The sequence below is a fragment of the Neobacillus solisequens genome, from assembly GCF_051233465.1.
GTDB lineage: Bacteria > Bacillota > Bacilli > Bacillales > Cytobacillaceae > Neobacillus.
The window spans coordinates 1-6,931 of the sequence record NZ_JBKFGJ010000037.1 but is presented as its reverse complement, the minus strand read 5'-3'; the positions used below and the strand labels follow the sequence as shown (position 1 = coordinate 6,931).

Here is a 6,931-nt window from a genome sequence, read left to right as displayed (position 1 = left end):
ACCTCCTGGTATTTGGGATTGTCCTTTTTTGCTGGCCAGCTTTAGGACTCTCTCATTCTACCAAGAGGTTCTTTTTTTGTTCAAACCTCATTTTCATTCATTACAGGAATGCTGCCCCGTTTCTTTAAGTACAAACCTTCACATTCTCTTCTAAACTTTAACATACATACCCAATTTTCTTTAAAGTGCTAATCAATTTAATGGCCCTTTTCATAAAGAAAGACGCTTTCCTTATTTCAGAAAAGCGCCCTTTAATGGAATATTGATACAAACCGATATGGTGAATGGTATTCACTGAAAGAGCATCGGATATCACAACCTATCTTCAGATTGATGACCAAACATTTTTTTCAGGAGCCGATTGAAAACTAATCACATTTTTACCTGGTGCCCATTGAAAATTTCTTCTACTATTCGAATACACTTTAACATGTTTGTCATGATGAATGTTATAACCAAAGTTCTCCTTCAAAAAGTGAAGAACCAATGCTATTTTCTCCCTTAAGATAGGCAAGCCTACTCTCCTCATATGACCATTTTGGAAATCTTACATATTTTCCATTGGTGATTTTTTTCTCGTTCTCTCTAATTTTTATCCGTAATGGATCGTTTTAATATTACCATTTCAGGAATATTTCACATAGGTATCCTTTTCTCTGAATATAATGCATTAAGCCATTTTATTGAAAAGCAAGGGAGGATGCCTCATAACATGAATTCTCAATTAACGAATAAACAAATGCTCAACATCATTAGAAATGGTCTTAAAACATCACAACATCCTAAACATATTATCATTATCGGTGCAGGCTTGGCTGGACTCGTCGCGGCATCTTTATTAAAGGAAACCGGCCATATAGTCACCATTTTGGAAGCGAATGATAGAGTTGGAGGACGTGTTTACACTTTGCGTGCTCCCTTTAGTGATAGGTTATATCTTAATGCTGGCCCAATGCGTATTCCTGATAAACACTATTTAACCTTGGAATATATTAAAAAATTTAAGTTATCTATAAATCCGTTTATTAACCGGACTCCAAGTGACATTATTTACGCAAATGGCATCAAAACTCGTCTTAATGTATTTGAAAGTAATCCAAGTATTTTAAAATACCCTGTTGCTCCCATTGAAAGAGGGAAAACGGCAGAAGCACTTTTGCTTTCTGTCACACAACCAATTATCAATTTTATTAACCAAGATCCAGAAAGGAATTGGCCGCTTGTAGAAAAACAATATAGAAATCAATCATTAGGTTCTTTCTTAAACTCTTATTTTTCAAACGGTGCAATTGATATGATAGGTGTGCTTCTTGATTTGGAAGCATATATGGGGATGTCATTTATTGAAGTATTACGAGAAATGTTGCTCTTCTCATCAAACAATCAATTCTATGAGATAACGGGTGGAATGGATCGATTACCACGCGCATTCTTACCTCAATTAAAAGAGAATATTTTGTTCAACCAAAAAATGATGAAAATATCCCAGTATCCAAATAGTATAACGATTCATTGTATACATCAACATACCGACGAGAATTTCACCATAACTGGTGATCTTGCTATAGTAACCATACCTTTTTCGACCTTGCGGTTTGTGAAAATCGAACCTTATGGTTCTTTTTCCTATTATAAAAGGAGAGCGATTCGCGAACTCAATTATTTAGCCTCAACAAAAATCGGGATAGAGTTTAAAAGCAGGTTTTGGGAAAAAGAAGGTCAGCTTGGTGGCAAATCCATAACCGAACTGCCAATTCGATTTACTTATTACCCTAGTTATGGCATTGGTTCAAATGGACCTGCGGTAGTTTTAGCGAGCTATACATGGGCCGATGAGGCCTTAACATTGGATAGTCTATCTGAAAGTGAGCGTATCCAATATGCTTTAATAAACTTAGCAGAAATTTATGGGAATCAGGTTTATTCTGAGTTTGTTTCAGGGGCTTCTTATAGCTGGAGTAAGAATCCTTATTCTTGCGGAGCTTTTACAGCTTTTGAGCCTGGGCAGGAATTGCAGCTACATACTTATATTCCTACGGCTGAGGGAAAAGTGCACTTTGCTGGTGAACATACTACACTTACCCATGCTTGGATGCAAGGAGCTATTGAATCTGGAATACGGGCGGCATATGAAGTTAATGACTTACCTAAAGGATAAGCAACTTTAAAGTCTAAATTTGTGATATGGAAACGATCCATGCAACACTCTTTCATTTCCAAGCAAAAAAGATGCCACTGCGACCGACCAATTTTGTTCAGCACATGCCATAATAGACGAAGTTGATGCAACTATTGATATTTAAGCACTCTCAACACTATTTTTGTTTTTTAACTAATAGCGTTTAGCAGGAGCAGCTTGGCTTATAAGGTAAGGTTCAATAACCTCTTACTCAATTAAATGGCCCTAAAATGAAAAATAAGCGCTTGTCCTTATTTCAAGGATTGCGCCCGATTGCTGAACAATTCTATTGTTACTAAACAATTCTCTAATACACCTTTTGGTTCACTATAAGAATACCCCTTTAGATAACCATATCTAAAGGGGTAAAGCTTCGCAACTTTTTTATAAACATCGTGACATCGCGACTTTATTTCAAAACTACAGTTCCTCTTTCACCGCTATATTAGCGAAAATAAAAGAATCTATTTTGAAAAAAAGATTGTTCTCTGATGACTGGACTTCCTAAAAGAAAATACATAAGAAGCAATATGATAATGCACCTATGATTAAGCTTATCCAAGCAAAAAATACTATTTTCTTTTATTATTGGATACAGGACAACCGATGATGTTAAACCAAACTTTGAACGAACAATCTTACTACACACTTTTTTTGTATTTACCCCACACTATCATCTGCTAGTACTACTATTTTTTATAACCAAATCAGCCGTTTCCCTTGGATGGCTAAGAGGGAAATGATGACCATATGGAACAATATCAACTTTACCAAGATGTAATGGAGCAAAATAGCTTCTATCATGATCTCCCCAAATAATATGAAGATTATACCTTTGTACTTTATTAAAATCACCCTGATAGTCTTTCAATAGAAAACTGTTAAGCTGAACCGTTGTATTTAAAATTCTTGGCGAAGTAAAGCTCCTACTTACTTTGGAAATATAATGTTCCGGAATGCTCTCTGAACTTTCAAACAGACCATTACCTAATAAATATCGCTCTATCAAATTAGCAGTTGCCAATTTCAAAGCCCATTTGTTCATAAATTGAGGAGCATTAAACGAGTTAGAATTTCTTTTTGCAACAGGTGGCTGAAGTAAAGTAATAGTATTCTTCGTATCAATGTACTCTTGTACTAATGCTTCTAGAAGAATTACCGCACCGAAGGAATGGCCAATCAAATATGCACCATTAGTAGCTTCCCCCATTAACTCTTTCAATACATTCAAATAGAGATCAAGAAGGTTTTTCTCTCGTTTAAAAGGGGAACGTCCTAAACCTGGAAGATCCAGGATCCATACCGGTTGACCAGTTTTTTCATGAAGCTCTAGTCCTAAAGGAAATAAATCCTCTCCATCGCTCAATAAACCGTGTAATAAAATAAACGGCTTACCCTCTCCTTGTATTTGATAAATGACAGTGTTTCCGATTAATGTCCGTTCAAATGCATGATTATGCTGGTCATTTTGATACATCAAGCGATAATCCAAATCCGCTACAACGGCTGGGAAAAATTTCATTACACTCGTCTTCTTAAACCAATCCCCTCCCATGATTTTTTTCGATGAATCATTTGAAAACTTCCTATTTGTAATAAAGTTCAGTCCATCCGATGGAATTTGTGTTATTTTACTTACCCCACTTTTCATAAGTGCCTTCATGAAAGGAATTGGGACAGAGATTTTAGGTGCTACCATATTCATACTTTCTGACATAACTCCTAATAATTCAGACATATTTGGATCAAGCTGTTTGTCTTGAACAAGTGTATATGTTTGAATAGACGGTTGCTCCTGTTTAAAAACCTGCACAATAAACTTCGCTAGCTCATCGTTTGAAATAAGTGGTAATCTATACCCCTTACCTCCAGGAACAACTGGCATTAGCCCTCTTCGCATACTCGTCACAAGCAAGCCTAAGCCTGCTACTTGCTCCGTACTCCCTGTTTTACTACTGCCGACTACAGTTGGTGGATTAATCACAGAAAGCGGATAGCCTATTTCAGATGCCTGCTGGCGAATATAAAGATCTGCTAAAAATTTTGTTCTTTCATATGAATTTTTTATTTTCAAATAATCGTTGCCTTCCTTAAACACATCAATCGTAACCATGCTACTTTTATCATCCAAGGGGCTCATATAACCTACTATATGAATAAATTGCTGCAAGCCCTTCAATTGATGAATACTTTTAGCTAATTCACCGATATGCTTGGCACCGTTTAAAATTACAGAAACTGCCTCTTTCTCTGTCGCTTTAATATCCATTGGTCCACCCGCGTGAATAATCACATCCGTTTTTAATACCCTATCCTTATCTTCATCACTTAAACCTAAATCTGTTTTCGTTAAATCACCTTCAATAAAGTGTATGGCTGCCTCATTTAAAATACCTTTTTCTTGAAAAATGCGTGTTGCCTTACTTTTTGACCTAACTAAAAGAAAAATCATAACTTCCTCTTTAGTTAATTCCTCCACTAATTGCCTCCCAATAAAGCCTGTTCCACCAGTTAAAAATATTGTTCTCATATCCGCGCTCCTTTTTAGGACTATATAGTACTAATTCAATGTAAAAAAAATGCTTCTCTTATCGAAGCAAGTTAAAAAAATGGGTTGCTATTTTCTTGATAACAGTTGCATCCTTCAATGTTTCTGAAATAAATAGCGCTCCTTCAAGATTCGTTATAAAAAGTGCCGCTACCTCGTCAATATTAATCGTATTTCTAAACTCCCCTTTTTCTACTCCTTGTTTTAGTAATAGAGAGACTTTCGTTTGTAATCCTGTAAAAAAGAGACCTATTTTTTCTTTTATGTGCGTGGCTTGTGCAGGACTTTGAATATAAAGAGTAATAAATGGACAGCCACCGTTATACTCCCTTGACTGAACTCCCTGTGATAAATGCTTTAAAAACAGCTGGACACGATCTTCAACTAATAATTGGTTCTGAGAAAGTATTTCATCAATGGCACGCTGATACGTTTCAATCCAATAATCAACGACCCCTTCTAACAATTCTTCCTTATTAGAAAAGTGATAATACACATTAGATTTTGATACTTTGCTTACACGCACTAATTCATCCATACTTGTATAAGCAAACCCTTTTTCTAAAAATAATGTTGCCGCCACTTCAATCACACGTTTTTGATTCATTAATTTTACCTTTGTCATAACTAGAACTATACAGTACTAGTTTGAATATTGCAAGTATTAACTATTTCTTTTTCTATGGGACATAGAAACAACCCTTTGGATAATCGTATCCAAAGGGGTAAAACGGTGCAACTTTTTTATAAACGGTATAACTTTATTTTAAACAGTACATCTTTTTTATAAACAGTACGACTTTATTTCAAATCTACACCAATTTGTAATATTACTTATTTTATTTTACCATTTCTTCTTCCACTAACCTGCCGGTTACTTCAATATAGTTCAACAAAAAGAAGCGTTAATCCTTTTTGGATCAACGCCCCCATTAGTTTAAGAACTATAACTTCTTCAACATAGAAACTACCTGTATATTTATACCGTTTGGCTTATGTACTACTTCCTCATTATCAATGCTATATCCTATCGAACTATATAGTTGTATATTTTTAGGCATAGTCATTCGAACCTTACAAAGGATTGTAGAAATTTCATTTTTATGTGCATATTCTTCTAATGATGCTAATAATTTCTTTGCAATTCCTTGACCTTGTTTTTCTGGAATAACTGAAAGTCTATAAAAATAAAGTCCTTCTTCTTTCAATTGAAAACGAACCATTCCCACTGGTTCATCTTCAACAAATGCAATTATACTTTTCTCAACTTCAATTAAAGCAGATGTTATTGATTGAACTGTCTCCTCTAATGCACTTGATGGTGGCACTTCATCTTTATATTCCATAAATGCCTTGAACATTAAATCGTGAATTATTGGAGCGTCCGATATTTCTGCAAATTTAATCTCCATAATTAATCCCTCCCCGATAAAATAAACATACAATGGGATATATATTTATTCAATAAAACTGTATAGATGACTATCCTTCTTCTTGCACTAACCTGCCCGTTCGTATTATAAGGTTAGCCAGAATGCTAAAAATTTCTGGTTGACCTTATTTATTTTGGTCTTATTATATCAGTAGCCAGGGTAGAACGTAACTGCCCGTGGGGATCGACCCCGTCAAGTAAACGGTTCGCCCCCTACTTGTAGAAACATGATTGAGGCTGGTTGGGACTTAGATCCCGTATAACAAGCGAAGCTGTGATACTGCATGGAGGATTAGGGGTTACTGGCAAATTACTAGTTTAGGAGGAGATTTAATAATGAATCCAGTCATTGGTCTGGATGTTTCAAAAGGAGAAAGTCAGGTTCAAGCATTTTTGGAAAAAGGTAAGCCATATCGTAAGAGTTTTAAAGTTTCTCATACTGTTGAGGGTCTAAGTTTACTTCTAGAATTTCTGGAGGAAGTAAAGAAGGAAACTGGTCAAAAACCACCAATCATCCTAGAAGCAACGGGACATTATCATTCCCCTGTTGTTCAATACTTGGAAGACCGTGGGTATTTATTGATCATCATAAATCCACTGATTTCTTATAAGGCTAAAAGTTCAAGTCTCAGGAAAGTAAAAACAGATGCGGCTGATGCTTACCATCTCTGCGAGCTGTTTTATAAGGAGGATCTAGAGCCGTATAAAAAGCGAGGAGTTCAACTATTAAACCTTCGGAATCTTACAAGACAACACGAGAATATTACTGGAG

Annotated in this window: 5 protein-coding genes; 2 read left to right on the top strand and 3 right to left on the bottom strand. The window is 35.6% G+C overall.

Features of this window, described 5'->3' with window-relative positions:
• Positions 1–712 precede the first annotated feature (712 nt).
• Entirely contained in the window at positions 713–2,158 is a 1,446-nt protein-coding gene (locus ACI3K6_RS23310; RefSeq protein ID WP_435556711.1) for a flavin monoamine oxidase family protein, read from the top strand.
• Between the two features lie 694 nt (positions 2,159–2,852).
• Here the strand turns inward: ACI3K6_RS23310 and ACI3K6_RS23305 are convergent.
• The 3 genes from ACI3K6_RS23305 to ACI3K6_RS23295 form a co-directional block, all read right to left on the bottom strand.
• Positions 2,853–4,709: an alpha/beta fold hydrolase gene (locus ACI3K6_RS23305; RefSeq protein ID WP_435556709.1), complete on the bottom strand. Its 1,857-nt coding sequence runs from the start codon at positions 4,707–4,709 to the stop codon at positions 2,853–2,855.
• 58 nt (positions 4,710–4,767) lie between these two features.
• Positions 4,768–5,334, bottom strand: coding sequence for a TetR/AcrR family transcriptional regulator (locus ACI3K6_RS23300; protein ID WP_435556707.1), 567 nt, complete (start codon positions 5,332–5,334; stop codon positions 4,768–4,770).
• Between the two features lie 337 nt (positions 5,335–5,671).
• Positions 5,672–6,139 carry a GNAT family N-acetyltransferase gene (locus ACI3K6_RS23295; protein WP_435556706.1) on the bottom strand — a complete coding sequence of 156 codons (468 nt, stop codon included), beginning with the start codon at positions 6,137–6,139 and terminating at the stop codon, positions 5,672–5,674.
• A gap of 356 nt (positions 6,140–6,495) precedes the next feature.
• On the opposite strand from ACI3K6_RS23295, the gene ACI3K6_RS23290 reads away from it, so the two are divergent.
• Positions 6,496–6,931 (top strand): IS110 family transposase (locus ACI3K6_RS23290; protein WP_435556705.1); only part of this gene is annotated, 436 nt, incomplete at its 3' end.

What these genes read in the sequence shown, in the direction of transcription:
- ACI3K6_RS23310 (WP_435556711.1), top strand. Translation starts at nt 713, where the DNA reads ATGAATTCTCAATTAACGAATAAACAAATGCTCAACATCATTAGAAAT.
- ACI3K6_RS23305 (WP_435556709.1), bottom strand. Translation starts at nt 4,709, where the DNA reads ATGAGAACAATATTTTTAACTGGTGGAACAGGCTTTATTGGGAGGCAA.
- ACI3K6_RS23300 (WP_435556707.1), bottom strand. Translation starts at nt 5,334, where the DNA reads ATGAATCAAAAACGTGTGATTGAAGTGGCGGCAACATTATTTTTAGAA.
- ACI3K6_RS23295 (WP_435556706.1), bottom strand. Translation starts at nt 6,139, where the DNA reads ATGGAGATTAAATTTGCAGAAATATCGGACGCTCCAATAATTCACGAT.